Below are 26262 nucleotides of genomic sequence, written 5' to 3'. Positions count from 1 at the left end.
ATTCGGACAACCGAGACGGGGAGGACACATGAAAACAACGAAGATCTCATTTTTTATACTTTCACTGATGCTGCTCCTGGTGAGCGGTCTATCAGGGTGGGTTGGGAACGCTGCTGCAGCATCCGATTCCGGTAAGACTTATGTTATTGGGACTGATGTCACATTTGCTCCATTCGAATATGAAGATGAGAATGGTGATTTTGTTGGTATCGATATGGACTTACTGGATGCCATCGCTAAAGATCAAAATTTTAAGTATCAAATCAAAGCTCTGGGTTTCAATGCAGCTGTCCAGGCACTTGAAGCTAATCAGGTTGATGGTGTCATTGCAGGAATGAGTATTACGGATGAAAGAAAAGCAAAATTTGACTTCTCAGATACCTATTTTGAATCAGGTGTCGTAATGGGGGTTAGTGCCAACAATGACACAATCAAGAGTTATGAAGATCTTCGTGGACAAAAGGTAGCTGTAAAAACCGGAACAGAAGGGTATAGTTTTGCAGAGTCCATTGTTTCAGAGTACGGATTCACGATCGTTCCGTTTGATGAATCTTACCAAATGTACGAAGATGTAAAAACCGGTAATTCTGTGGCTTGTTTTGAAGATTATCCAGTGCTGGCCTATGGGGTTAATCAGAACAACGGTTTGAAAATTGTGACTAAAAAAGAAGAAGGAGCTCCTTACGGATTTGCAGTAAGTAAGGGGAAAAACCAAGAGCTACTAGAGATGTTTAATACAGGTCTCGCCAATATCAAAGCTAATGGTGAGTATAAGCGTATTACCGAGACATATCTTGGTGAGAACGCTCCGACGGTTGCTGATCAGAGTCGTTGGGAGCTCATTCAGAAATCTCTTCCTGCCTTGTTTAAAGGTCTAGGGAACACACTTATATACACGATTGTGTCACTGTTCTTCGCGTTTATCATCGGTCTGGTATTCGGATTCATGAAGGTGGGACAGAACAAATTCCTTCGTGGTGTTGCCACCGTATTTGTGGATGTTTTCCGCGGCATTCCGCTAATTGTCTTGGCATTCTTTATTTACTTCGGGATACCACAGGCGATGGGATTCACGATGCCATTGTTCCTGGCAGCAATACTTACACTCAGCTTGAACGCAGGAGCATATGTTACTGAGATTATCCGAGGCGGGATTCAATCGATTGATCGTGGTCAGATGGAAGCTGCGCGTTCATTGGGACTTCCTTATCGCAAAGCGATGATCAAGATCGTCATTCCACAGGCAGTGCGGGTTATGATTCCGTCCTTCATTAACCAGATGGTCATTACGTTGAAGGATACGTCCATCTTATCCGTCATTGGTCTCGTAGAGTTAACACAATCGGGTAAAATCGTCATTGCAAGAACGTTCTCCTCGTTTGACATTTGGCTAACGGTTGCAATTATGTACCTGATTGTTATCATCACATTGACCAAAGTTGCTGATTATCTGGAGGTGAAGGTTCGTCGTGGCTAAAATAAAAGTTGAAGGTTTGAAGAAAAGTTTCGGCTCGAATCAGGTTCTCAAGGGAATTGATGTGGCGGTCAACGAAGGAGAAGTCGTCTGTGTTATCGGACCTTCCGGTTCGGGGAAAAGTACCTTCTTGCGCTGCATCAACCAATTGGATGCCATTACTGCAGGCCGAGTTATCGTGGACGACCAGGATCTGAATAACCCTAAAACCAACCTAAACAAAGCTCGTGAAAATATTGGAATGGTATTTCAACATTTTAACTTGTTCCCTCATTTTAACGTCTTGAAAAATATAACGTTTGCGCCAAGAGAATTAGGGGTTTTAAACGCAGAAGAGGCTCGAAAAACAGGTCTTAGCCTACTCGATCGTGTCGGGTTGTCTGATAAAGCGGATAGTTTCCCAACTCAACTCTCGGGCGGGCAAAAACAACGGGTTGCTATCGCTCGTGCGCTTGCCATGAACCCGGATGTGATGTTATTTGATGAACCAACTTCGGCGCTCGACCCTGAGATGGTAGGAGAAGTCCTTGGTGTTATGAAGGACCTCGCGAGCGAAGGCATGACGATGATGATCGTTACCCATGAGATGGGTTTTGCGCGTGAAGTAGCTGATCGTGTGATCTTCATGGACGGTGGTTATATCGTCGAGCAGGGGACCCCAGCAGAGATATTTGGCAATCCAAAGAATGAGCGGACGATCAGCTTTTTGGAAAAAGTATTATAGAGCCAATCAAGGCCATACAGTTATCACATTGAAAGTCGCTATTTAAGCGGCTTTTTTTGTTATATTTATTAGGTGATTTGATATATTTGAATACCGACCAAATCAAGTAAGAAAGTGAGGACCATACTCCATGGAAAACGTGTCACAAGAAGATCAACTGGAATCCATCAAAGCCTTTCAATCAACCATCCGCAAATCTGAAAATGCCTTAGTGAATATGACTCAGAAAAGCAATAACACGACATTGTTACAAAAACGTCTCCAAGCTTTTTACATCGGCCTCGCACTGTTGGATAAACAGTGGAATCAAAAAGCTCATTCATATACCAAGGAAGATATAGCTGAAGCCCGACTTGTCTTGATTGGATTGTTTCCATCCCTTGAGAGCATGTATGCCAAGTCCAAAGAAGGTAGCCCTCAAAAGACTCTTCTGGACAAAAGGATTAGAGCTTTTCATTTGGCCGTTCAAGCCATGGATACTTACTGATGAAATGAAAGAGAGGTCTGTCTAATGAACGACAGACCTCTCTTTTTCTTTTACAAGCTTAGGAAAAGCGATAAAGACGCACACCGTGCGCAGGTACAGTCGTAACTAAGGAATTCTCCGTAAATTCGGCTGCTTCTCGGCTCCACAATTCGGTACCTTCAGTAATGCCGGACAGTCCAACCTCATCAATGGACAGATCCACAGGTAGAGCATTCTCACCGATGTTAAACACAGCGACGTAAGAGGAACCATCCGTATGCTGGGCAGTCCATACAATTAGATCTTCTTTGCGTAAGGCTTCCTTTGCTCCATAACTCTCGCGATGCATTCTCAGAACCTCACGATTGGTTAGCAGGGACAGCGTCCATTCATCGTTATCTCGCAGTTCACCACCAAAAATGAGCGGTGAACGGAAGATGCTCCACAGCGACATCATGGTCAACTGCTCGTCAGGCGTGAACCGAGTCCACCGATCTGCTCCACCACCGTCAACAGAACGGATACCGATATGACCCAAAGGCAACATATCACAGTCTGGCCAGCAGCCTGCTTGGGGAACCCCTTGCCACGTCCGGCAGCGATCAAACATATCCAATAACAGCGGCCAAAGATCCCAGAAATCATCCGTAACACGCCACATGTTTGCATGTGCGGCTAAGAATTCCGAGTATTCCACCGGAGCAGGCCCAGGAGAGAGACTCAGTACCATGGGTCGCCCGGAGCGCTCAATCGCTTTGGATATCATCTCGATCTCAGGCTGATGGGTATCGTAGAGCCTCGAAGCAGCAATATCGTCTACTTTCACCAAGTCAACGCCCCATTGTGCATACAGTTCAAAGAGCGAATCGTAATAGGCCTGTGCGCCTTCTTTTGAGCTATCGACACCGTACATATCTGTGTTCCATGGACAGATGGAGTTCGGATGAGCAATGTCGCGCCCAGTGGAGGTTGAACCCAGGATCGGAGTAGCCGCATGTGCAGCTTGACGTGGAATACCACGCATGATGTGAATCCCGAATTGCAGTCCAAGACTATGAACGTAGTCGGCTAACGGCTTAAATCCTTGTCCACCTGCAGCGGAGGGAAAACGATTCTCAGCAGGCATAAGTCGTGAATATTCATCCATGATTAGTGGGACGAACGGACGATATTGAGAAGAATTGGCCAAAGGCTCGTACCACTGAATGTCGACTGTAATATAGCTCCAGCCAAATTCTTTAAGATGTTCTGCCATATACTCGGCGTTGCCACGAATTTCGTCTTCCGTAACGGCTGCGCCGTAACAATCCCAGCTGTTCCAGCCAAGCGGTGGAGTTGATGCTGCAAGCGTATGATTCATGGGAATACTCCTCTACTGATTAATTATTGCTCTCGCTAAATTCATCATAATAAAGGATTTTATTAATATCTACAGTAATGTTGAGTGTGGAATAGCATAATATTGCGGTTAATCGAAGAACAATTTACGGTATACAAGGCTTTCACCGCCACTACGAAATTCGCCTGGTGTAACCCCGGTTATACTGCGAAAAGCTTTGATAAAATAACTTCCACTGGAATAGCCAACGTGTTCGGCGATGACTTCAACACTATGAGTAGTTCCGCGCAACAATTCCATTGCTCTCTCTGTGCGTACACGGGTCAGATAAGCACCTGGAGTCAAGCCCGTACTTGAGGAAAAACGACGTATAAAATGATATTTGGAAAGGGAAACATACTCGGCAAGGTGATCCATACTGATCATCTTGGAGTAGTTGTTTTCTATGTATTCAACAGCTATTTGAATGTTCTCAGACCAGTTTTCCCTGTTGCGCAATGTTGTTTTCTGTAATCTAGTCAATTCTGTCATGAACTGATATACGCTGGATGATGCGATCAGAGGATCAGTGATTCTGCCTGCCGCCGCATCAGTCACGATCATCCGCAACAGTCGAATCGGTGTGCAATCAGCGGGTAAGAAAGGGACTTCTCCTGCTTCCCGCAGAAATTTTCGCCAATGGGGCAGAATAAGGTTGGGTCTGAACAGCAGGAACAGAAACGCCCAAGGTTCTTCTGATGCTGAATGATAGTAATAGCGATGTGCTCCTGGAATTTCAGCCAAAAAAGCTTGTCCTGCGGTAACATGATGAATGCGATTATTCGACTCAAATATACCTTCACCCGAAATTGTATATTGGAATAACAGGAGAGGTCCGTCTGAACGTTCGAGCCCATCCCAATGATAAGAAGGATCGGTTACTGAATCACTTCCAGCCGCATAAAGTACGCACAGTTGGAGCTCCTTGTCTTCGGCGAATCGAAACCCATACGTTCCTCTATGGATATTCATGTCAGTTCTCCTTGTTGCCCTGAATTTTATTGCGCTCCGCGAATGAAAATTTCTACTAATCTTTGGCCTAGTGAAAAATTGGAGCCATATTTATGGAGGTTATCTTCGCGGTTACCCATTAACATCATCGTCGAGAAGGTCTCTGCCAGGAAGAACGGATCGTCCATCCGCAGTCTGTTTTCATCCATTGCTCGCTGAAAATGAGTGGCTAACACGTCGTGAATATGATGCTCTGCCTCACGGATGTCCTGAATTTGAGCATGGTCAAGAAAAGGCTCCGCTTCTCGGAGCATGGTTTCAATCTCTGCATGTGGATTGGCCAGTCTGGCCTCTGCCAAACGCACAAGCCCCGACTCCAGATTATCGGCTTGATCAAGCATATGCGAGGTTAAGCGGCTCACATTCTGTAACATCGTTGTAAATGCAACTTTAAACAGCTCTGGTTTGCTACTGAAATGATAATAAATGGTTGGTTTTGACACGTTACATGCTTTACCAATTTGCTGTAGTGTGACTGTTTCGTAGCCGTACTCCATGAATAGCTTTGAAGCTGTATGAATAATCGTTTGCTGAACTGAGATTTCATCGTCTCCCTGTTTGGGTCTTCCGGGCAAACGTTTGTGTGAATTTTTGGTCATTGGACGTCCCTCCATGAATATTTTATGACAAATAACGATAGTTAGCAAAACGACTTGTAATTATACTTACCGGTAAGTATAATTATGAAGAGTAAAAAAGGTATATCATTATCCTCATACTAAGGTGGTTTTAAGGTTGAAAACAGCACAACGTACAAACAAATGGAAAAAGATAATGATGTGGACGATCTTGTCCATCGTGATCATTGTGGCTGGAGTGTTCGTATATCTCAATTCGGTTACGTATAGTCCTTCTGAACGAGCTGAAGCGGCAATAACAAGTGACGCTCAGGTTACTGTCACTAAGTTGAAGGACGGTTACCGGTTTGAACCCGTGAATACAAAGGTAACCGAACCAAATATTATTTTTTATCCAGGAGGTCTAGTCAAACCTGGAAGTTATTCTCCACTTGCTAGAGAAATGGCAGAACAGGGACACCGCGTATATATCGCTAACATGCCAATGAACTTGGCGATTTTCGGTCAGAACAAGGCAGATTCATTTATCGAGGAACATCCGAACGAAGCTTTTGTAATTGGCGGACATTCATTGGGAGGGTCATTCGCAGCACGGTATGCTGCGGAGCACAATGAGAAGCTGGATGGCGTCTTTTTCCTGGCTTCCTATGCAGATGATGGGGGGAGCTTAAAGAATACGAACTTGTCTATTTTACAAATTACAGGCTCGAATGATGGGGTGCTTAACAGGGAATCCTGGGAGAGCGCCAAAGCAAACCTTCCAGAAGACACGACTTATGTGAGTATTGAAGGTGGAAATCACGGTCAATTTGGCTCTTACGGTATGCAAAAAGGAGATAATCAACCTAAAGTTACAGAAGAGAAGCAGCTGGAAGAGGTTGTTGCAGCATTGGTGAACTGGATGGATCGATTCAAATAAGACCTTAAATGAATGTGTTGAATGGTAATGATCCGTGGCACGATTAAAGTCGCTATTTTAGCGGCTTTTTTTAGTTGAAGGAGTATATTGATTGAATATCAGTTCAATGATAGGCTTAAAAACGAAGACACAGCAAGAGCAAGAACATTCAAAGGAGAAAAGATTATGTTTTTCAGAAAATTTGTTTACACGTTAGTAATTGTCTTCTCTGCATTATTGTTCTCAGGTTGTACATCAGAGTCTGTGCTGGATATCGGATCACCTCAAGTATCAGAGGATATGGGATTTGATGAAGTTGCCAATTATATCTCGGAGCATCATGAACTCCCACCGAATTACATTACCAAGAAAGAGGCCAGGGAATTGGGCTGGGAACCAAGTGAAGGAAATCTACATGAAGTCGCTCCAGGCAAAAGCATCGGCGGCGATGTGTTCGGTAACCGGGAAGGACTACTTCCCAACAAAAAAGGCCGGATATGGTATGAAGCTGATATCAATTACTCAGGAGGACGGCGCGGAAGCGACCGAATTCTATACTCGAATGACGGTTTAATCTACCAGACGACAGATCATTACAAGTCATTTGAACAGTTAAAATAAACGGAGGTCATGATATGAGCAATATTCAGATTGACGGATACCACATTCACAGCAAAGAAGAGTTGCATAAAGTGCTTCAGAACCAGCTTGAGTTAGACGAGAACTACGGAGGCAATTTGGACGCGCTGTGGGATGTCTTAACTGGGGCTGTAAGCATGCCGCTTACTGTTCAATGGCTTGGTTTCGAGAAAAGCAAAGAAATCCTTGGAGATTATGCTGACCAAGTCATCGAATTGTTGCGGGATGTGGAAGCGGAGATTCAGGGATTTACGTTGGAATTATATTACTGAAAAGGATGTTAGGTGTTATGAGGCGATGGGCAACCATCGCTTTTTTGGTCTTCACATTTTACGGAGATTCATGTCTAGATCATGCTATTTTCATGGCTTAATAATCAAGGTTGGGGTTATTGGACTTCCTTATACTTTAAGCATGGAACAGCTTAGGCAGGAGTGTAATCGTACACTCCCGGTTGAATATGTAAGCGTATACCACATCTGAGCGAACCATCTTTAATGTCTGGATCGGTTATTACGACTAACACCATTTAGGGGGCAGAAAAATAATGAGAGCCGTTTCAAAACTGCTAGGAGCATGTCTCGTAACAAGTGTTGTACTGGTTTCCGCCGGTTGCGGAAACACTACAGAGAATTCAGAATCGAATACCAGTGACCCTAACAGCCCGATTACGTTTACCTTCTTCGGTGCGGATGCAAGTCCCAACTGGAACAATATGCAGGATGCTGTAGGGAAGAAAATTACGGAAAAAACGGGTGTAACCATTAATGCAGAATTCGATATCTCAAGCGGAGGAGGAAACGATCGTATATCTCTTATGGCTGCAAGCGGTGATTACCCGGATCTGATCTTTCCCAAAGGCAACTTAAGCCGACTTGTTGATGCTGGTGCAATGATTGATCTGACGGATCTGATCGAAGAACATGCACCCAATTTGAAAAAGATATACGGTGAGCATTTTAATCGCTTGAAATATAGCAATGAGGACCCATCCATATATTGGATTCCAACGAATGGTGCGATCGATCAAGAAAGCTTTGATGCAACGAATGGTGCTGCTATTCAGCATCGTGTAGTCAAAGAGCTTGGGTACCCTGAGATCAAAACCTTGGAAGATTATGAAAATGTCCTCCGAGAGTTTTATAAGAATAACCCAACGACAGATGATGGCCAACCGACAATCCCGCTGACACTCAGTGCAGATGGATGGCGTCGTATGATTACCGTAACTGATCCGGCAGTCATGGCTACAGGAGGACCTGGGGATGGTGAATATTTCATTAACCCTGACACATATGAAGCTGTTCTTCATTATAAACGTCCTGAAGAGAAGGAATATTTCCGTTGGTTGAACAAAATGTATAATGAAGGTCTGGTAGATAAAGACAGTTTTGTACAAAAGGATGATCAATATAAGTCCAAAATCGCCAGTGGACGTGTTCTATCCGTGCTTGATCCGCTTTGGGGATTTAGCGATGCCGAAAATGCTTTGAAAAGCGCAGGCAAGGACGATATGACTTATGGCTTCTATCCGGTAACGCTGAACGACAACTTCCAGCGCAAAGATTTTCAGGATATCGGCTTTGATGGATATGGTATCGGTATAACTGTTGATGCTGAAGATCCGGTTCGGGCCATCAAATTCCTGGATTGGCTTTCTTCTGAGGAAGGTCAAGTGTTGAGAAATTGGGGTATCGAAGGAGAACATTACGTTGTGGAAGACGGAGTTCGCAAAATACCGGCAGATATTCAGGAACGTAAAAACAAAGACAATAGTACATTCAGCAAAGAAACCGGTATCAACTTATACACTATTTTTGGCGCTCATTATGGAGATGGTGTCAAAGATTCAACGGACAACTATTATACAACCAACTATCCTGAGCAGATCCAGGAAGCTTATTCCGATATAGAAAAAGAAACACTGAAAGGGTACGGTATTACAACCTGGAAGGAGCTATTCCCTAACGGAGATGAATTCCCGGTGAAAGAGTGGGGCGCAGCTTATAATATGCCGATTCCTACGGATAGCGGAGACTATAATGTGGTGTATCAGAAGACACAGGACATTATCCAGAAACGGATCGCGGAAGCAATTACATCCTCTCCAGGTGCCTTTGAAGAGATATATGACAATATGATTGCAGAGCTTGATGCTGCGGGCGCTGTAGCCATGGAAGAGCAGTACACAGAGTGGATTAAAGAACGTGTTAGTCTGTGGTCTGGAAAAGAGATTAAATAACTGGTGAACATGATCTCGTTAACAGTTTGATACAGATTAAAATATGTATACCAAGCAAATGAAGAAAAAGAAAAACATCGAGCCATCCAGCATGGCTTGATGTTTTTTGCTTTGGTGCATGATCTTGTCGTTATCATCATATTATTTCGATTGCATCACGTCGTTGTTTGCTATATTTGCCTGGAGAAGTGCCGACCATTTTGGTGAAACTGCGAATGAAGTTAGCATAGTCACTAAAGCCAGATTGAAAGCAAGCATCCGTAATACTCATTCCTTCAGACAGGTGGAATTTGGCCCGTTCAATCCGGCGACCCAAAATGTAGGAACGAATCGTCAATCCGGTGTGCTTTTTGAATTGTCTACTGATATAAGTGCTGTTCATATAAAAAGCTTCAGCAAGTTTGCGAAGCGTAATATCTTGATTGAGATGTATTTCAATATAATCCATCGTTTCACGAACCAGCTCAGGCATGATGTCATTGGGAACAAAAGAATTGTTGTGAAACCTGACGTTAATCATGACCAACAATTGGGCTACTGCTGCATTAATTTTGATGTCCGTACCATAAGCATCCGAAGCAAGTAATCCTTCCAATTCGTTTGTCCATTGCAACATCACGTTCAAACCATGATCGTCCAGATGTATAATATTTCCTGTTCCTTTGGGGCGATGATCAAAACATGACAACAGATTGGTTGATGGTGTAGACAAGTGATAAAAGTAGTTTTTTTTGAGATTGATGGTAATGCGCTCATATTCAGATTCATCCAGAATAAAGGCTCGGTGCATCTCCTCGGGTGTCATCACTAGCAAATCCCCCCGCTGCACATGATAACACCGATTTTCTACATAAAAGTGAACGTTGCCACGAAGAAACAGGTAGATCTCGTATGCATTATGGCGATGATAGATCGTTTCCAGCTTATACGTTGTTACGCGGTGCAGATATAAGAGCTCAGGCTGGATGGGATCATAAAAACATTCAGAGGATCCACTCATGAAGTACCTCCCGTCATTTCACGCAATAAATAGAGCGGTTAACGCAATGAAATTGTAGTCAGCTTACCTTAAAATGTAATCATCCTATCATGATACCTTTTGTATTGCAAACGCTTTCTATTTATAAAGTACAACTAAAAACGATTATAGGGGGATTTTTTCAATGAATCATCATTCTACACCACATGCTGGTGAGCAAAAGCAAACTCAAGCTGCCAATCTGGAGAGGATTCCAGGGGAGATTGGAAAGCTTCATCCCAACGGTAACCCTCTGGTGGCCCACAAATTCGGAGCCGATCCCTATGCTTTGGTATTTAACAATCGAGTCTACTTATATATGACTAGTGATAAGCTGGAATATGATAAGGACGGTCTTCCTCAGAAAAACAGTTACAGTTCAATCAACAAGATTACGGTCATTTCTTCGGATGACTTAATTAACTGGACCGATCATGGGGAGATCAAAGTTGCTGGACCTCAAGGCGCTGCAAAATGGGCTTCGCAATCCTGGGCGCTGGCAGCTGCTCATCGAAACTTGGATGGCAAAGACTGTTTCTTTCTTTATTTCGCCAATAATGCCAGTGGAATTGGTGTATTGTCTGCACCAACACCTATTGGCCCATGGACAGACCCGATAGGCAAAGCGCTTATTACAAGAGAAACTCCGGGAGTGGAGGAAGTAACCTGGTTGTTCGATCCGGCTGTAATCGTAGATGATGATCATCAGTCCTACATATACTTCGGTGGTGGTATTCCGCAGGGGAAACCAGAAAGACCTGATACGGCAAGAGTTATGCGATTGGGAGATGATATGACCAGCGTTGTTGGTATAGCAAAGGTGATTCAGGCACCTTATATGTTTGAAGATGCAGGGATACATAAATATAATAATAGTTACTACTTTACGTATTGTTCCAATTTTGTTGAGGGTGATCGGCCAGAGGGCAGTCCACCACCCGGTGAAATTGCATATATGACCAGTGTTCAGCCGATGGGACCATGGACTTATCAGGGAACGTTGCTCCAGAATCCGGGCCACTTTTTTGATGTTGGCGGCAATAACCATCATGCTATATTCCAACTGGCCGATCAGTGGTACATTGCCTATCATGCTCAGACACTAAGCCAGGCCATGAATATTCCCGATGGTTACCGTTCAACACATCTGAATCGAGTCGAGCATGATGAGGCCACGGGTAAGATCCAGAAGGTACATGCAGATTATCAGGGCGTAGATCAAATCAAGTGCTTCAATCCTTATGAGTGGGTAAGCGGTTCGACAATTGGATGGAGCAGCAGAGTAACAACCGAGCAATCTCCTGACTCTGCTGAGATATCTGCATCCGATTCGAATATCATGTCCGCTAAGCTGCAAAATGACAGTTGGATAGCTATATCCAAGGTCGATTTTGAAAGTGAAGGACCCACAACCTTTACAGCTATTATTGCGAATGAAGGAAGCGAAGGTACGTTGGAACTTCGGCTTGATCGTGCAGACGGACCGTTAATTGCCGAAATTATTGTTCCGCCTGCGACCGGATCTCTTCAATGGATGGAACTAACAACGAAAGTTACGGGTGCAAAAGGTGTGCAAGATTTGTATATTAAGCTTAAGAATTCAACAGACAGCTCCATCATCCTTTTAAGAGAATGGAAGTTTAACAGAAAAAATGAGGTGTAATTGAAACATGTATCCAAATCCGATTATTTGGGCTGATTACCCGGATCTTGACGTTATTCGTGTAGAGGACACATATTATATGGTTAGTACGACCATGCATATGATGCCGGGATGTGTCATCCTGCGTTCATATGACCTGATCCATTGGGAAGTAGCCACATATGTATACGACACATTGGACGATACACCTGCACAGCGGTTGGTGGATGGGCAACACATTTATAGCAAAGGCATGTGGGCTGCATCGCTGCGCTATCATCAAGGGATGTTCTATGTGATCTTTGTGGCGAATGATACCCGAAAAACATACTTGTATACTTCACCAACCATCTCGGGAGTGTGGAAGAAACAAATAGTCGAAGGGTTTTATCATGATTGCTCCTTATTCTTCGACGATGATGACCGAGCATATCTTGTGTATGGTAATACCGAGATCTATCTGACCGAATTAAGCGCTGATCTGTCCGGACCGAAACCTGGCGGAGTGCATCGCGTAATTGTAAAAGACGAGCAGCCTCATCACCTTGGTTATGAAGGAGCACATTTCTACAAGATTAATGGGAAATATGTTGTATTCCTGATTCATATAACGAAAGCTTCCGGCCGGAGAACACAGGCGTGTTATACGGCAGACTCTCTGGAAGAAGTCTTCACTGGTGGAGAAGTATTCAATGACGATATGGATTATTTCAATTCAGGTGTGGCTCAGGGAGGTATCGTGGATACGCCGGATGGAGACTGGTATGCAATGCTGTTTCAGGATCATGGGGCTGTTGGTCGTATTCCTGTTTTGGTTCCGCTACATTTTGATCAGGATATACCCGTGTTTGCAAGCAAAGCCCCGAAACAGATTGATATCCCGAGCACTAGACCTGAACACCGTTATAAACCGTTAATAGGTAGCGACAGTTTCAATTATGCAGCTGAAGAAGATGGAAGAATACGGCTCCGCGATTTTTGGCAATGGAATCATACACCTCATCATGAACTTTGGTCCGTCACAGAGAAACCGGGAGTTTATCGTGTTCGAACTGGACAGATCAGCCCAAATCTGACGTTCGCCGTAAACACACTAACCCAGCGTTCCATGGGGCCCGCTTGCGAAGCAAGGGTTACGCTTGATGGCAGTCATCTGAATGATGGGGATTATGCCGGGTTGTGCTTTCTGATCGGTTCGTACGGTATGATCGCTCTTACGAAGCAGGATAGCAAGTTTTACTTGGTCATGCATGCTAGAAATAGTGGGGACTCAACCATATTCGGTAATCTTATTGACCAGGAGCCAGCCACTGAACATGAACGTATCCCGGTATCAGATCCAGTCGTTCAACTTAAAGCATTCGGAAATTTTGAGAACAATCTGGATGAGTGCTCTTTTGCCTATTTCGACGGGATGCAATGGAGAGATATAGGGATTGTCCATAAAATGGTATATAAACTCGATCATTTTATGGGTTGCCGAACGGGGTTATTTGCATACTCAACTCAAATGGTTGGCGGAACAGCTGACTTTTCGAATTTTGAATATCGTGTGATTAATCCCGATGAGAAACAATGAAATATGTAAAAGCCGCCCAACGGCGGCTTTTCGTATTCAATGATTACAAGTTGTTGTACAATGATATGGATTCATAATGGACAGAGAGAAGACAGTTGTTTAAACCGAACTGGGGGCATGTCGTCATGTATAAGAGATGTCTGGACATAACAAAATGGACTTTTATTCTGTTCCTTGCGGTGTCGATACCAGCAGGTCATACCGAAGGGAATTCCAAACAACATCATCCGCAGCCAGATGGGCAACAGATGCAACTTCCCGCAACGTTTGAGAGGTATTCTCCTCCTATTGTGGTCTCTTTTGTCAGGGAAACCGGAGATGACCTCGAGCGCATGATTGGCCAGTTGCCTGGTGAGACGATGCTGGATAATCGCTGGACTCGTTTGTACGAGAAAGAGTTAGGTATTCAAATTCACTATGACTGGATTGCTAATGGAGATGTATACAATCAGAAGCTGGGTGTATCTCTTGCTGCAGGACGTTTCCCGGATGTGGTCAAAGTAAATCCATATCAACTTAGACAACTGAGTAACGCTGGAATGATCGAAGATTTAACCCATGTGTACCAAGAGCATGCTTCACCACTTACGAAGAGCATATTAGAGGCAGAGGGCAGAGGAGCATTTGATGCGGCAACCATAGACGGTCAACTTATGGCTATTCCTGAATCCTCTTCCTCCATTGAGACTGCGCAGTACCTGTGGATTAGAACCGATTGGTTGGAGAATCTGGGACTACGGCCGCCTGAAACGATGGAAGAGCTTCTTCAAATTTCGAAAGCGTTTACAGAGGGGGACCCCGACGGGAATGGAGAGCAGGATACTTACGGACTTGCGCTAACCAACCATTTATGGGATCCGGTTATGGGAGCTGCGGGATTGATGTCTGGCTACGGTGCCTACCCTAATATATGGGTTAAGGATGCAGAAGGAAATCTCACTTATGGAGGTATACAGCCTGAAGTTCGCGAGGCTCTGAAAGCACTGCAGTCATTGTATCGTGAAGGCCAACTTGACCCGGATTTCGGCTATAAAAGTGGAAGCAAGGCGTTTCGTCTGGTTCAGGACGGAAAAATAGGGATGCTCTACGGAGAACAGTGGACACCCTTTATGCTCCAGACCACCCGTGACACAGATGCAGATGTAGAATGGCAGGCATATCCCATTGTTGCCAAGTCGGACCGGAGTCTGTTTGTACCGCTACGTTCCAATACCGGGCAATACTTTGCTGTAAAAAAGGGATTCGCTCATCCGGAGGTGGTTGTAGAGCTCATGAATCTGCATCTGGACATCAACTGGGGCGATCAGGCACAGTACGAAACATACTATAATGACGACTCCCGAGCTGTATGGATGCTTTCACCGGTGACTCCATTTCCCGGTAATAAAAACATAGATGCATACAAACAAATTCGTGATGCCAGAAGCACAGGAGACTTCTCGGCTCTGGAGAACGAAGCTCTCGCCATTCACAAACGCATTGTGGCCTATGAATTGGAACATGTAGAGAGCGGCTGGGGCTGGAAACAAACCTATGGTCCTTCGGGTGCTTTTAGCATTGCAGATACGTATGAGAAGAACGGTCAACTTCTCTATGATGAGTTCACTGGCGGCATTACAGACACCATGGTTGATCGACAAATCATTCTTCGAGATCTTCAGCTTGAAGCCTATATGAACATTATTCTAGGCAGGCCGATAGAAGAGTTTGATCAATTCGTAGAGAATTGGCGCAAGCTGGGGGGAGATCAGATCACATCGGAAGTTAACGCGTGGTTTCGCACCAGCAAGCCAAAGGAGCACTAATGTTCACTTTATTCATACAAGGAACCCACTCAGCCTTTGGCATTGGAGGTGAATGTATTGATCAAGATCCCTGCTAAATCATGGTTTAACAGTATATTTGCGCGATTAATAATCACCTATCTGGTATTTGTGCTCCCCCTGATTCTCCTTGGAGTGTATCTGTATCATTGGAGTTATGACAATGCAAGCCAGGAAATATCATTGTCAACAGAGAGACGGTTGGACCAATATGTCATGGAATTGAACAGAGAGATGGAATGGATGGAATTACAGCAGTTTGATATCGTTGAGGATCGCAAATTGAATCGTCTGGCTATTCTCTGGGATATGATGGATCAGGTTGAGCGACGGGATACATTAAATTATCTGACTGAACGACTCGCTTCATTCAAGAATAGCACGGCTTATATCAAAAACGTATATGTACATATCCCTTCAGTTGGCAAAAGTATATCCGCGATCCAAGGTATCGATGATTTTGATAAAAGTTCATATGTGTACTTCAGTTCAGGCATGCAAGGAAAAGGTACACGTTTCACGGTGAAAGAGGACACCCTGAACCTCAGTGCCGTCAGACTGACGGGTACGAGAGGAGAGCCCCCGCTTTTTGTCATTCAAGTGGAGCTGGATACAGCTCATTTTCAAAATGAACTTACACGACTTAATTTGTACCCGGAGAGTTCAACTTTCCTGATTGAGGACGTCACGGGGCATGCCATCACAGATAACCATCAAGCTAATGTTATTCTCGCAAATTATCGTGAGAACAGTGTGAAAGGTACACTTGATGGTTTTCGGATGAAGGTGGGGGACACCATGTATCATGTTAGTCAGTTGCATATGGATTCTCTGGGCTTATCCTTAGCTACATATCTACCCGAGGCCATTGTCACCAAACCGCTTAGCAAGTTCTATCATTGGGCTTGGCTGTTTGCAATTACATCATTTGTTGCCATCACGGCGTATCTCTATTCAAGCTACAAGTTGATTCATATTCCGTTACTGTTATTGGTGAAAAGATTCAAAAAAATGGAGGGAGGCATGCTTGATGTTCCCATCGCGCATAATCGAAAGGATGAATTCGGCTTCCTCTACACCCGTTTCAACCTAATGATTGAAAATCTTCAATCCCTGATCGACCGGGATTTCAAGAAAACACTGATGATGCAACGGGCCGAGTTGAAACAGCTCCAATCCCAGATTAATCCTCATTTTCTGTACAATAGTTTCTTTATTCTGAATTCACTTGCAAGAACAGGGGAAACAGAACGGATTGAGCAATTCACGAACATGCTTGGAGAGTATTTCAGGTTCATTACCCGGAATGAAACAGATCATGTGAAGTTGAAAGTGGAAGTTGAGCATTCACGGATCTACACAGAGATTCAACAATTACGATTCTCCAGACGAATCAAGGTCGATTTTGGGTCACTACCTGCTGAGATGGAACATATTCATGTTCCCAGACTCATTATTCAACCCATTATTGAGAATGCATATGAACACAGCCTTGAAAAGAATACGAACTCTGGTCTTCTAATTATCGGGTTTCATATGGAAGGTTCATATGCCGAGATTACCGTAGAGGATAATGGAAATGAGTTGGAAGAGCAACATATACATTCTCTTCAACAACGCTTGCATAAGGATGGAAGCACGGATGAAATGACGGGTTTAATCAATATTCATCGGCGTCTGGTCCTGACGTATGGCGAGGGAAGTGGCCTTTTCCTATCCAGAAGTGAACTGCAAGGATTAAAAGTCACAATTCGAATCCAGTGGAAAGAGGGAGAGAACGAATGTATCGACTTTTGATTGTAGATGACGAGGAGATTATTACAGATAGTCTCTATGAAACGTTCGCCAGATATAAACCTGATCAGCTTGATGTATGTAAAGCATACTCTGCAACAGAAGCATTGTCCTGGATGCAACGTTCGAGAATTGATATTGTTCTAACGGACATCCGCATGCCAGGCATGAGTGGCTTGGAATTGACAGAGCGGATTCAAGACAGTTGGCCGAATTGCCGCGTTATTTTTCTGACAGGACATAGCGATTTTGATTATGCTTATCAAGCTTTTCAGATGGCCAATGTGCGTTACTTGCTCAAAACGGAAGGTTATGACAAGGTGATGTCTGTTGTCGAAGATGTGATGGAAGAGATTCGGCGAAGTCACAGCATGCTTGAGTTATTGGAACATTCTCATAAAGTCAACTCGCAGCTTGCACTGATTCAACAGAAAGAGTATTTGCGGAAGCTGCTTCAAGATTGTACAGCAGTTATGGCTTCTACTATGGATATACAGGATGAACTGTTGAAAAGAGATATCAGATTACAGATCAACTCGCCTGTTTATCTCATACTGGGTCGTTTCAATCATCCGCCAGAAAAAGGTTCGGACCTCACACAAGTCCAGGAATCTGTTCGTATTATTGGCTCATCTTTAATGCATGAGCGTACGGTGTGCGCAAGTGTAACAGATCACTACGGGGATACGATCTGGCTGCTTCAACCGAAGCAGGAGGAAGAGATGGCCAATGATAAACTTGTACGATTCCTAGAAGGCACACTGGAATTGGTACAAGAGGCTTGCATGGTATCACTTGGCGTGTCCATTGCTTTTTCATTAAGTAGTCGAAGCTGTAATTGGTCCGAGTTAACCAAACAATATGAACGTCTGAGATTACTCCAGTGGATGAAAATTGGAGATGGGGTATCCATGGTACTCACGGATCATCGTAATGATTCATCATCTGATGTACCCAAAGAATCCATGCGGATCTCGAACCGGATCGAGATTATGTCAGGATATTTGGAAACAGGCCGAATTCAGCCATTTTACGATATATTTGAGGAGCTTGCAGGCGAATTGCTGCAACAGGATATTACGATGGAACGTGCCATGGAAACATACTACAATCTGGCTTTATTATTGCATTCAACAATCAATCGTTGGGGTCTTCAACAGAAGATCCCGGATCAACGAAGTTTATTGCATTTAGGGGAGTATACTTGCATGAAGGATGCAGTACAATTTTTATATCGTGCTGCCGATGAATTAGTCCGTTACAAAAGATCAAATGAACAGGAACGCGCTAACGTTGTCATTCATTCCTTATGCAGTTACGTCAAGGAGAACCTTGAGAAAGACCTTTCTCTGGTGAGACTCGCAGAGCTTCATCATTTTAATCCATCCTATCTGTCCCGATTCTTTAAACAGGAAATGGGAATTAACCTGTCAGAGTTCATTGATGACTGCCGAATAAAAAGAGCCAAAGAATTGCTTCAGAACACAAATCTTATGGTACGTGAGGTTGCAGTTCAAGTAGGGTACGAGGCAGCACATTCGTTTACCCGACTGTTTAAGAAAATCACGGGAATGACTCCCCAAGAATACCGGGAATCCCTTTTGGTACGTTAATGGTGAATACTCTGGAATTGACCAAACCCAAACAAAAAAACGCAGGAAGAAGAATACATCCTGCGTTTTTTTGTAGTTGTTATCTAATCGATAAACAAACCGATTCGGCAATCCACCTTTAGGCCGTGTGGATTTTTTGTCTTCTATAAGCATTGGGACTCGATCCGGCATACGCTTTGAACTTTTTATAGAACCAATCAATATCCTTATAGCCTACCTCAATAGCAATCTCATATATTCGCAGATTCGTGGAAGACAACAACTGCTGTGCTTTTTCCATCCGTTGCTGGAGCATATAATCATTGAAAGACATCTTTTCTTCCAGCTTAAACTTCTGTCCAAGGTATGCACAGTTAAAATGAAGCATATCAGAGATTTTCTTCAGCGTAATTTCATCACCCAGATGATCCCGTACATAAGCTTTGACAATTCGAATAACATGACTGGAGTGCATGGGCTTACCGTTCATTTGAACTGGCGTTTTGAAGAACGACGACGTTTTATGTGCCGGGTCGGTTTCAAGGTGGGATCTAAGTCCATGCAGACTGTTAAGTAAAGATGAGGGACTGACAGGATACGGGAGATAATCATTCACCTGATACGTCAAGGCTTTGCGTACGAACCTGAAATGATCTCTTCCACCCATTAGGAGGATGGGGATCTGACTTTTTTGTCGAATGTCGTTGCATAACCAGAGCCCCGCGGTATCAAACCTCTCTGTATGTACCATAACAAGGGAAAAGTCTCGTTCTGACAATGCGGTCAAAGCCTCGGCCGATGAGAATACACAATTTGCGATAGTATATTGAGCTTTGCTCCGTAGCAACATCTGTTGCAACTCTCCGCACAAACGACGGCTGAAATCCACAAGTAAAATATCATACATGAAGCAATACCCCACCTTCTGTTGAATTGTAGTCCGCCAGATTAACTGAAATATGACTTAATTTCATTATGGTAATAAAAGAAAGCGCATACAATGTGCATATTTTTGTAGAGAGTGCATTTCTTTACCAATTAAAACCTATACTGCGCTTTGCTTGAGCAAAATTACGAAAATCTATATTCAGCCCGGGTAAACATCTGTATTCTGGCAGGTTGTTTGCGCTTTCATTTGAACGATACACTGTGAGAGCAAAAGACAATCAGGGGGGAAGACGATGAGAAAAAACAAGTTCATGCTACTGAGCCTGGTATTTGCGGTCTTGTTGGTGATTGCTGCATGCAGTTCTGCGCCTACCGCTCAACCCGAGCCGGAAAAGACAACACCACAGGAGGAACAAACACCCGCGGAAACCGAGGCAAAGAATGAAAACTCAACGCCAGAAATGGATTTTGACATGGGCGGCAGAACGATTAAAGTGGTTGCTTGGTGGGACATGGAAATACAGGGGAACAACCCGGACAACATTCAACGCCTTGAGAATCTCGAAGCGCTGAAGAAAAAACACAACTTTAATATTGAATATGTTTCCATCGATTTTGGCGAATATCAGGAAAAGGTGGTTGCTTCCCTGATGGCGGGTGAACCGCTTGGCGATCTTGTGAGACTGGGCAAAAACTATGCCATTCCGGCATTGACCAAACAGGATCTGTTATGGCCAGTGGATGATTATATTAAGAACGACAAGGTATTCAACCAGAAAACAACCAAGGAGTACATGCAGTATGAAGGCAAGGGTTATGGCTTTACCGAGGACCAGTCCTCGTTTATCAACGGAATTTTCTATAATCGTACGCTCATGCAAGAGCTTGGCTTGAAGCCGCTGCAGGAGTATGTGGATGCCGATGAATGGAACTGGGATACGTTCCTCAGCGTTGCCAAACAAGCGAACAAGGATCGGAATAACGATGGCAAGCTGGATACTTGGGGACTCGCTCAAACGGGCTTGCTGGAACCGATTCTGTATTCCAATGAGGCTTCTCTGACCAAGGAGGATAAGCAGAACCTGGAAGATCCAAAAACGAAAGAAGCGTTGAACTTCCTGTCCAAACTGGCTACCGAGAAGGTCGGAAGGGCTTCTGAGGGCGGCGACTGGACAGAGCCATCTACGTTCTTCCGTCAAGGTAACACCTTAATGTATTCAGGTGCAATGTACGAAGTTGAAGGCATTATGACGGATATGAAGGATTACGACATCGGTTTTGTACCGTTTCCCAAAGGTCCAAGTGCAACAGCATATCACTCCGGTGAATCACGTTACCAGGCTATAACAATTCCTAAAGCGGTAGAGAATCCGGAACAACTGATGTACATCTGGGAGAAAATTAACGAGATCGATTCGATCTATGATTATCCGGGGCAATCCACACTGGAGACACATCTGACCGATGAAGCAGATATCAACAACGCCAGAGAGGTCGCGGAAGGTATGTTGGTTCTCGACCATAACACATTCCCGTCTTTGCCTTTCTGGGACTTTGATGGGGAGCTCAAAGAAGGGGTTTCCGTATCTACGCTGATCGAGAAATACAAGGCTCCTTTCCAGGCTGCGATTGATGAGGTATACAAATAAGCATCACATTACACGGGCAGAACGCACCAGTGAAGGTGCGGTCTGTCCGGGTTAGTCAATCGTCCAGTTTTCGCAACGTTTAGAGGAAAGGGGATACATTCAAACATGCGGTCACGTAAGAAAAAGGGACTAATCCTGGTGCTTGTCCTGGCCTTGGTGCTCTCCATATGGACACTATATCCATCGCGGGATCGTAATCCGGGAACCGTACATGCGCTTGAGGACTTTGAAGCGGTATCGGGAACCGAGGATTCATTCAGTTATGAGCATTATTTGACTGCTCATGACAATACGGCCAAACCCGATGAAAGGGTACGCATCGAAGGGGAATCTTATGTTCAGGCAGAGAATGGGGAATTTGAGGTTGTGCAAGGGTACGCCGGATTAGATGGAAGTGCCGTAATTACGCCGGAAACCGGAACCATTCGCTGGGATGTTCCCGTTCAAGTGAGCGGTTTGTACAACATTCGCATTCACTATTATCCCGTAGAAGGCAAAAGCTCCGGAATCGAACGCAGGCTTGAGCTTAACGGTAAGGTCCCGTTCAGAGGGGCCGATATTCTTCTGTTTGACAGGGTATGGGGGAATCGCGAGGATAACGTCCGACAGGACGATCGTGGCAATGACCTCAGACCAAGACAAGTGGAACAGCCTGAATGGCAGCTGACTTCGTTCAAGGACAGCGCAGGGTACTTCGAGGAACCGTTTCAGTTTTATTTTGACAAAGGCAATCAGCAGTTATCGCTCACTTCATTAAGAGAGAGCATGGCGATCGATTACATCGAGTTGTACCAGGAAGGTGAAGTCCTGTCCTATGCAGAGCTGGAGCAGACCTATGCTTCACTTGGCTTGAAACAAGCGTCTCCTGTCATGCTGAAAGTACAGGGGGAGGAAGCTGTCAGCAAGTCATCTCCTACACTGGCACCGATCTCGGACCGCTCAAGCCCTTCACTGGAGCCTTATAATGTATCCAAAATTCGGATGAATGCCATTGGAGGAATTAACTGGAAGCTACCGGGCGAATGGATTGAGTGGGAGATCGACGTACCTGAAGACGGACTGTATCAGCTTGCACTTAAGGTGAAGCAGGATCAATTGCGTGGCATCTATGCCACCCGCAGTCTGACGATCAACGGCGAGGTTCCGTTTAAGGAAATGAAACGCATTCGATTTAACTACAGCCCGGCCTGGCAGACTCAGGTGTTGGGATCAGGGGAAGATCAGCCATATCAGTTTCATCTGGAAAAAGGAAAACACCGAATCCGAATGACGGTTACACTCGGCGACATCGCTCCGCTGCTACGGACCGTGGAATCCAGCGTGCTGGAACTAAATGAGATGTATCGCAAAATATTAATGATCACCTCCAATAGTCCGGATCCAATGCGGGATTACCAGCTGGAACAGCGTATTCCGGAGATGACGGAGGTGTTTGAGCGACAGGCTGACACCTTGCGCTCCGTTGCAAATTATCTGGAAAAAGCCACGGGTGAGCAAAGTGACAAAGTGGCCGTACTGCACGCCATGGTATTGCAGCTGGAAGATATGGCAGCAAGACCGGAGACGGTTCCCAAACGGCTGGATACGTTCAAAATTAACGTAGGCGGTCTCGGCACATGGATTCTATCGGTGCGTGAACAGCCGATTACGCTGGACTACCTTGTTGTATCTCCGCCAGGTGAATCGTTGCCAAAAGCGGAGGCAAGCACCATCCAGCAGGTTAAGCACGAATTGGGCGCATATGTTGCCTCGTATACCGAAGATTACGACAGCATTGGCAACGTGGAACAAAAGAAAGATGCCATCACCGTATGGATCACGACTGGACGTGATCAGGCCCAAGTACTGAAGGGCATGATCGACGATTCGTTTACCCCGGATACCGATGTATCGGTGCAGTTACGTCTCGTACCGCCTAATATTTTGCTGCCCGCTACACTCTCGGGGGAAGGACCGGATGTCGCCATGCAGATGGGCGAAGACATTCCCGTGAACTATGCGATGAGGAATGCAACAGCGGATCTGAGCCAGTTCCCCGATTTTGAGGAAGTTTCCGGCAGGTTCCGCGAAAGCGGGTTGACGCCGTACCGCTACAACGACGGGGTATATGCCCTGCCGGAGCAGCAGCATTTTCCAATGCTTTTTTACCGCAAAGATATTCTGAATGAGCTGGGCCTCGAACCGCCAAAAACGTGGCAGGACGTATATAACGCTATAGCCGTGCTGCAGAAGCATAACATGGAGTTTTATCTGCCGATCGAGGATACGCTGAACAATGCCAACCTGGTTCCGAATTCAACCTTTGCGATGTTGTTATATCAGAATGACGGAACCTTCTATACCGAAGACCAGAAGAAAAGTGCACTGGATTCGGAAATTTCAATGGACGCGTTCAAACGCTGGACGCAATTCTATACCAATTACAAGTTTCCGCTCAAAGCTGACTTTCCGAACCGTTTCCGCACCGGGGAAATGCCGATCGGGATTGCTGATTACACTACGTATAACATGCTGACGGTTATGGCTCCTGAAATCCGCAACCTTTGGGACTTTACGATTGTTCCGGGTACACAGCTTCCGGATGGATCCATACGGCATGAAGTGGCCAGTGCAACGAGCGCGGTGATGATGCTCGAAAATGCTGACGACAAGGAAGCAGCGTGGAAGTTCATGAAATGGTGGACTGATGAGCAAACCCAGATTGAATACGGGAGAGAAATGGAAGGCCTTATGGGAGCGGCTGCCCGTTACCCGACGGCCAATATCGAAGCCTTGAAGCAATTGCCTTGGCCTGTGAAGGATTATCAAAATCTCGAGAAACAATGGGAGTGGGTACAGGGAATTCCGCAGCTGCCCGGAGGTTATTTCACAGGACGACATCTGGACAATGCCTTCCGCAAGGTGGTTAATGCGAATGAAAATCCGCGTGAAGCCTTATCGGACTATGTGTTGTACATCGATGATGAAATTGAGTTGAAACGCAAAGAATTTAATCTGAAATAGAGGAAAGGGAGGGTAACGGTTGCAAGCTAAAACAACCAAGACAGCCGCCGCTCCTGCCGTTCATACCCGCCAGGTCGGCTGGTGGTCCCTATTGAAGCGGGATCTGTATCTCAGCAGGCATTATTATGTATTGATGGCACCGTTTATGTTGATTTTTTTCTTGTTTACAGTCATTCCGGTCGGCATTTCACTTGGGCTCAGCTTTTTTCACTTCAATATGCTGGAGCTACCGCGATTTGTCGGCTGGCAGAACTATTCCCGGCTGTTTCTGAACGACGACGTATTTCTGATCGCGCTCAAAAACACGCTGCTTTTCGCAGTAATTACAGGTCCTGTCAGTTATGTTGCCTGCTTTTTGTTTGCGTGGATCATCAATGAACTGTCTCCCAAAATTCGGGCGGTCATGACGCTGGTTTTCTATGCTCCATCCATATCAGGCAATGTCTTCTTCATCTGGCTGATTATCTTCTCGGGCGACAGCTACGGGTATATGAACGGTTTCCTGATGCGACTTGGCGTCATACTTGAACCGATCCAATGGCTTGCAGACGAGAAGTATGTACTGGCAATCGTCATTATTGTACAGCTGTGGCTGAGTCTTGGAACCAGCTTCCTGGCTTTTATTGCAGGACTGCAAACCATTGATCGTTCTCTGGTTGAAGCCGGAACGGTGGATGGGATCAAAAACCGGTGGCAGGAGCTTTGGTATATCACCTTGCCCTCGATGAGACCGCAACTGATGTTTGGTGCGGTAATGCAGATTACCGCCTCCTTCGCCGTAGCCGAGATCTCGATCGCGCTGGCAGGCTTCCCAAGCGTAAACTATGCAGCACACACTGTTGTCACGCATTTGATGGACTTCGGAACGATACGTTTCGAGATGGGGTATGCCTCGGCCATCGCAACGGTCCTGTTTGCCCTGATGCTGGGCACCAACGTTTTCACGCAAAAAATGCTTAGAAAGATAGGTGAATGACGATGACCAGCAAAGTACGTGCCGTGTTTGGCATGCCAAAAAGGCTTAATCGGTCATTTACCGTCAGCCTGATGTTATTTGCATTGCTGGCTGTGTTCGGATCCTTTATGGTGCTTCCGCTCATCTATGCAGTCAACAATGCATTCAAACCGCTAGATGAGCTGTTTATCTTCCCGCCGCGCTTCTGGGTGAACAATCCGACAACGGAGAATTTTGCCGATCTGATCAACCTCATGGGCAATTCGTGGGTGCCGTTATCCCGTTATATTGCCAACACTTTGCTCATAACGATACTTGGCACAGCAGGACATATCCTTCTTGCATCCGCGGCGGCTTATCCGTTGGCTAAATATCGTTTTCCGGGTTCCAAAGTGTTGTTCACCATTGTCATTCTGTCTCTAATGTTCTCGCCGCATGTTACGGCGATTCCAAACTACATGGTCATGTCCTGGCTTGGATGGATTAACACTCACGCATCGATTATTGTGCCATCACTCGCGTTCTCATTGGGACTTTTCCTCATGAAACAGTTCATGGAGCAGATTCCAGATGCATTGCTGGAGGCAGCCAAAATCGACGGAGCCAATGAATACCGGATATTCTGGAGCATCGTGATGCCCAATGTGAAGCCGGCATGGCTCACGCTAATGATTCTGCAGTTTCCAGCGTTATGGGGAACGGACGGCGGGAGCTTCATTTACAGTGAAAATCTCAAAACGTTGCATTATGCGCTCAGTCAGATTGTACAGGGAGGGATTGCAAGAGCCGGTGTAGGTGCGGCTGTTGCCTTGCTGTTGATGATCGTACCGATCACGCTGTTTATCATCTCTCAGAGCAGTGTTATGCAGACGATGGCCACTTCGGGCATGAAAGAGTAGAAAGGAGGCA

Annotated in this window: 21 protein-coding genes; 16 read left to right on the top strand and 5 right to left on the bottom strand. The window is 45.1% G+C overall.

Annotation, left to right across the window (positions count from 1 at the left end; genetic code table 11):
* Window positions 1-28: 28 nt before the first annotated feature.
* The 3 genes from MHH93_RS03505 to MHH93_RS03495 all read left to right on the top strand — a co-directional run bounded on the left by MHH93_RS03505 (window position 29) and on the right by MHH93_RS03495 (window position 2685).
* Entirely contained in the window at window positions 29-1477 is a 1449-nt protein-coding gene (locus MHH93_RS03505) for an amino acid ABC transporter substrate-binding protein/permease (RefSeq protein WP_500052812.1), read from the top strand.
* Window positions 1470-2198 (top strand): amino acid ABC transporter ATP-binding protein, encoded by a 729-nt coding sequence (locus MHH93_RS03500; protein WP_500052811.1) that lies wholly within the window; start codon window positions 1470-1472, stop codon window positions 2196-2198. Before MHH93_RS03505 ends, MHH93_RS03500 begins: the two co-directional genes overlap by 8 nt.
* Before the next feature lie 130 nt (window positions 2199-2328).
* Window positions 2329-2685, top strand: coding sequence for a hypothetical protein (locus MHH93_RS03495; protein ID WP_500052810.1), 357 nt, complete (start codon window positions 2329-2331; stop codon window positions 2683-2685).
* Between the two features lie 58 nt (window positions 2686-2743).
* Here MHH93_RS03495 and MHH93_RS03490 read toward each other — a convergent pair whose 3' ends face one another.
* From MHH93_RS03490 to MHH93_RS03480, 3 genes are all read right to left on the bottom strand, one after another.
* Window positions 2744-4024 (bottom strand): glycoside hydrolase family 27 protein, encoded by a 1281-nt coding sequence (locus MHH93_RS03490; protein WP_500052809.1) that lies wholly within the window; start codon window positions 4022-4024, stop codon window positions 2744-2746.
* 108 nt (window positions 4025-4132) lie between these two features.
* The gene (locus MHH93_RS03485) at window positions 4133-5014 is read right to left on the bottom strand and encodes a helix-turn-helix domain-containing protein (protein WP_500052808.1); all 882 of its coding nucleotides are present in this window, start codon (window positions 5012-5014) and stop codon (window positions 4133-4135) included.
* A gap of 26 nt (window positions 5015-5040) precedes the next feature.
* Window positions 5041-5652 carry a TetR/AcrR family transcriptional regulator gene (locus tag MHH93_RS03480; RefSeq protein ID WP_500052807.1) on the bottom strand — a complete coding sequence of 204 codons (612 nt, stop codon included), beginning with the start codon at window positions 5650-5652 and terminating at the stop codon, window positions 5041-5043.
* A 136-nt stretch (window positions 5653-5788) separates the two neighbouring features.
* Between MHH93_RS03480 and MHH93_RS03475 the strand changes: the two genes are divergently transcribed.
* The 4 genes from MHH93_RS03475 to MHH93_RS03460 all read left to right on the top strand — a co-directional run bounded on the left by MHH93_RS03475 (window position 5789) and on the right by MHH93_RS03460 (window position 9410).
* Window positions 5789-6550: an alpha/beta fold hydrolase gene (locus MHH93_RS03475; protein ID WP_500052806.1), complete on the top strand. Its 762-nt coding sequence runs from the start codon at window positions 5789-5791 to the stop codon at window positions 6548-6550.
* Between the two features lie 165 nt (window positions 6551-6715).
* A complete protein-coding gene (locus MHH93_RS03470) occupies window positions 6716-7150 on the top strand; it encodes a ribonuclease domain-containing protein (RefSeq protein ID WP_500052805.1) in 435 nt (144 codons plus the stop codon).
* Between the two features lie 14 nt (window positions 7151-7164).
* Window positions 7165-7440, top strand: coding sequence for a barstar family protein (locus MHH93_RS03465; RefSeq protein WP_500052804.1), 276 nt, complete (start codon window positions 7165-7167; stop codon window positions 7438-7440).
* A 275-nt stretch (window positions 7441-7715) separates the two neighbouring features.
* The gene (locus MHH93_RS03460; RefSeq protein WP_500052803.1) at window positions 7716-9410 is read left to right on the top strand and encodes an ABC transporter substrate-binding protein; all 1695 of its coding nucleotides are present in this window, start codon (window positions 7716-7718) and stop codon (window positions 9408-9410) included.
* Between the two features lie 136 nt (window positions 9411-9546).
* Here MHH93_RS03460 and MHH93_RS03455 read toward each other — a convergent pair whose 3' ends face one another.
* The gene (locus MHH93_RS03455) at window positions 9547-10410 is read right to left on the bottom strand and encodes a helix-turn-helix domain-containing protein (RefSeq protein ID WP_500052802.1); all 864 of its coding nucleotides are present in this window, start codon (window positions 10408-10410) and stop codon (window positions 9547-9549) included.
* 163 nt (window positions 10411-10573) lie between these two features.
* Between MHH93_RS03455 and MHH93_RS03450 the strand changes: the two genes are divergently transcribed.
* From MHH93_RS03450 to MHH93_RS03430, 5 genes are all read left to right on the top strand, one after another.
* Window positions 10574-12091 (top strand): glycoside hydrolase family 43 protein, encoded by a 1518-nt coding sequence (locus MHH93_RS03450; protein ID WP_500052801.1) that lies wholly within the window; start codon window positions 10574-10576, stop codon window positions 12089-12091.
* 7 nt (window positions 12092-12098) lie between these two features.
* Window positions 12099-13649: a glycoside hydrolase family 43 protein gene (locus MHH93_RS03445; protein ID WP_500052800.1), complete on the top strand. Its 1551-nt coding sequence runs from the start codon at window positions 12099-12101 to the stop codon at window positions 13647-13649.
* A 125-nt stretch (window positions 13650-13774) separates the two neighbouring features.
* Window positions 13775-15454 (top strand): extracellular solute-binding protein, encoded by a 1680-nt coding sequence (locus MHH93_RS03440; protein ID WP_500052799.1) that lies wholly within the window; start codon window positions 13775-13777, stop codon window positions 15452-15454.
* 48 nt (window positions 15455-15502) lie between these two features.
* Window positions 15503-17269, top strand: coding sequence for a sensor histidine kinase (locus tag MHH93_RS03435; protein ID WP_500053316.1), 1767 nt, complete (start codon window positions 15503-15505; stop codon window positions 17267-17269).
* On the top strand, window positions 17254-18879 hold the full coding sequence (locus MHH93_RS03430) for a response regulator (protein ID WP_500052798.1): 1626 nt from the start codon (window positions 17254-17256) through the stop codon (window positions 18877-18879). Before MHH93_RS03435 ends, MHH93_RS03430 begins: the two co-directional genes overlap by 16 nt.
* A gap of 118 nt (window positions 18880-18997) precedes the next feature.
* Here the strand turns inward: MHH93_RS03430 and MHH93_RS03425 are convergent, their stop codons facing one another.
* Window positions 18998-19765: a helix-turn-helix domain-containing protein gene (locus MHH93_RS03425; RefSeq protein WP_500052797.1), complete on the bottom strand. Its 768-nt coding sequence runs from the start codon at window positions 19763-19765 to the stop codon at window positions 18998-19000.
* A gap of 274 nt (window positions 19766-20039) precedes the next feature.
* Here MHH93_RS03425 and MHH93_RS03420 point away from each other — a divergent pair, with 274 nt between their 5' ends.
* The 4 genes from MHH93_RS03420 to MHH93_RS03405 all read left to right on the top strand — a co-directional run bounded on the left by MHH93_RS03420 (window position 20040) and on the right by MHH93_RS03405 (window position 26252).
* Complete coding sequence (locus MHH93_RS03420; protein ID WP_500052796.1) at window positions 20040-21395, top strand: extracellular solute-binding protein; 1356 nt, start codon at window positions 20040-20042, stop codon at window positions 21393-21395.
* A 105-nt stretch (window positions 21396-21500) separates the two neighbouring features.
* Window positions 21501-24398, top strand: a complete 2898-nt coding sequence (locus MHH93_RS03415; protein ID WP_500052795.1) for an extracellular solute-binding protein — start codon at window positions 21501-21503, stop codon at window positions 24396-24398.
* 19 nt (window positions 24399-24417) lie between these two features.
* Window positions 24418-25374 (top strand): carbohydrate ABC transporter permease, encoded by a 957-nt coding sequence (locus MHH93_RS03410; protein ID WP_500052794.1) that lies wholly within the window; start codon window positions 24418-24420, stop codon window positions 25372-25374.
* A gap of 2 nt (window positions 25375-25376) precedes the next feature.
* Window positions 25377-26252, top strand: coding sequence for a carbohydrate ABC transporter permease (locus MHH93_RS03405; RefSeq protein ID WP_278295182.1), 876 nt, complete (start codon window positions 25377-25379; stop codon window positions 26250-26252).
* Window positions 26253-26262: the final 10 nt, after the last annotated feature.

The sequence above is a fragment of the Priestia sp. FSL H7-0729 genome, from assembly GCF_038005685.1.
Lineage (GTDB): Bacteria > Bacillota > Bacilli > Paenibacillales > Paenibacillaceae > Paenibacillus.
The sequence above is the reverse complement of the archived record's forward strand: the minus strand, read 5'-3'. Positions and strand labels throughout refer to the sequence as shown.